Raw genomic sequence first — 2,542 nt, 5'->3', positions numbered from 1 at the left:
GCACATCGTGACCGCCGCGCATCAGGATGTAGGGCACCCAGGTGTTCAGCATGTCGGCGCCGAACAGCGTGGCCCAGTAGGCGAAACCGGCCGCGTGGTTCTCGGTCTTCGTGTGCATGCCCTCGAAGGACGTCGCGAGCACGAGGATCCACGTCAGCATCGGCGTCATGAAGAAGCTGGAGCCGGCGCCGGAATCGGCACGCCGCGAGAAGGCCGAGGCCAACGGCAACCCAGCCGCGCTGAAGCCGGCGCGCAACCAGCACCACAGCCACTGGCTGATGTTGTTGCCGTACTCCTGCGGGCTTTGTGCCATGCGCACGATGTGCCAGATGCCGCGGCCGGTCTCGGTGGCTGCATCGGCCACGCGCGTGAAGACTTCGAGGAACTCGGGCGGGAAGGTGCCGAAGCTGTAGAAGTCGGCGCCTTCGCTCCACGGGACCGTGGGATCCTTCTTGAATGGGATCGCCTCGTGCCACGCGAAGGGAGCGGTGGTGTTGTGCAGCACGCTGTCCGAGCCTTCGACCTGCCGCAGCACCAGCGATTGACGGTCCTTGCTGAGCCACACCTCGTCGCAGGGGTAGCCAGGCAGCCATTGCGCCTGCCCCTGGCGGCGATGCGCGTAGATCCATGAGCCGTACCAGCAGAAGGTGTCGTCTTCGCTGCGGGGTGGAACGGCCGCCGCTGCCGCAGCCTTCGACATGCTCTTGCGGGCGCGGCCGTTGCTCTTCGCCTGGGCGCGGCGCAGCGCACGCGAAGGCACGGCGGTCTTTGGCGCCACGTTGACCGTCACCTCCGCTGCGCGCGCCAACGCAGCGGCGGCGGTGAGCGTCGCGCGCAGCTTGCCCAACATGCAGCCGAACTTGGCGCGCAGCTCTTCCAGGCCCAGGCGGCGCAGCGCGGCCAGCAACAGCGTGGCGATGCGATCCGGCTGCAGGTCCAGCGTCGGCAAACGGTCCAGGCCGATGACCAGCACTCGGTCGAGGAAGCAGGCGAGGGCGCGCGCCGTGGCACGCGCTTCGGTGTCGACGTCCTGCAGGCCGCGCAGGTTCAGCACCGCGTCAAGCAGCGTGCGGCGCAGCTCGTCGCGCAGCAGCTGCTGGCTCAGGCCGAGGTCGTTGCTGATGAACTGCGCGGCATTGCGGATGGCGGCGCGCAGCCCTTCGTCGCTGAGTGCGGCCGGCAGTGCCTCCAGTGCGCCCAGGGCCTCGGCAGCCCAGTCGAGCATGTCGGCGGCGCTCTGCGACGAGCTCGTTCCGACGTTGGCGCGCAAGCCGGACGTCAGCGGTGCAAGCCAGTCGTTGATCTGCTGCTGCAGTTGCGGCAAACGCGGCTGCCACTGTGCCAACAGCCGTTCGGCCAACGCTTCTAGCGACGAGGCGAAGGCCGGGGCGAGCGCCGTCGCGATCTCCGGCGAGCCCATGAGCCGGTGGGCCAGTGCGACGAACTCGTCGGCCAGATCCTCTTCCGGCAACCGGCCTTGCATGCGGCCGAGCACCTGGGGCTGCAGCAGGATTGACGCGATGGTCATCACCGTGCTCCGCTACAGCGACACGCCGCCGCTGACACCACCGYCGCCACCGCTCGGTGCGGCGGTCAGCAGATCGCGGTAGGCGACATCGACACGATCGATCTCGACGCCGAGCTGCGCGTCGAGGCTGTTGAGCCAGTCGATCACCTTCTGCACCGCGGGGCCGACCTGCAGCGCATCCACCAGCGGCTGGATGGCCTCGGCATAGCGCGCGTCCAGCGGCTGCAGCAGCAGTGCGTCGGGGTCCAGCGAGCCGATCTTGGCGACCAGCTCTTTGTAGGCGGCATCAAGCTCGCCGCGCAGGGCCGGGGGCAGCAGGGCGGTCAGCGACAGCTGCGCGATCAGCCGGTCGCGCGCCTGCGACAAGGGCTGCTCCAGGCTGCGCGGGTCGAGCGCACGCACTTCGTCGAGCAAGGCGGTGTAGATCGAATCGACCTCGCGCTTGTAGACATCCAGGTCCAGCGTCAACAACCGGTGCTGCACGTCGGCAACATGGCCCAGCAGCGCCGCGAGCGCCACCGGCGCCGCCAGCAGGTCGTTGACCTTGTCTTCCAGCGCTTGCAACAGCTCGCGCAGCGCAGCGGTGGCGGCTTCGAGCAGGCCGCCGACGAGCTTGAGCGACTTCAGGAACCCCGCAGACGGCATGCCCAGCTGCCGCTGCGCCGCTTCGCGCAGCCACTCTCGCAGCGGGCGATCAGGCCCGGTGGGCAGCAGCGGTGCCAGCGGCCCGTCGGCGTCGGGGAAATGCACTTCGAGCTCGGCGCAGTGGGCTTCGATGGCGGCATCGGCCGCTGCGAGCGCCACCGCGAGATCACCCACGTCGCCCAGGCCTTGGGTGGCGGTCTGCGTGGCTGGCAGCGCCAGCCAGTCTTGCAGGCTGGTGCGCGTGGCGGGCGCCAGCGCCGCGAGGCCGTTCGAGATGCGGCCGCGAGCGGTGAAGACGCGGGTCAAGCGCGCCGGGGCTTGTGCCGCGGCCAGCGTATCGGCGAGGTTCTGCCGTGCGCTGCTCCATGC

2 protein-coding genes are annotated in these 2,542 nt (G+C 69.6%); both read right to left on the bottom strand.

Going from position 1 to position 2,542, the window contains the following annotated elements:
* A partial coding sequence (locus tag AC1DYI_RS32480) for a hypothetical protein (RefSeq protein ID WP_477208237.1) occupies positions 1–1,528 on the bottom strand: 1,528 nt, incomplete at its 3' end.
* A 12-nt stretch (positions 1,529–1,540) separates the two neighbouring features.
* Positions 1,541–2,542, bottom strand: a 1,002-nt coding sequence (locus AC1DYI_RS32475; RefSeq protein ID WP_477208236.1) for a hypothetical protein, incomplete at its 5' end; no start/stop codon positions are given.

The organism is Ideonella sp. P3_A4 (assembly GCF_056403075.1).
The sequence above is the reverse complement of the archived record's forward strand: the minus strand, read 5'-3'. Positions and strand labels throughout refer to the sequence as shown.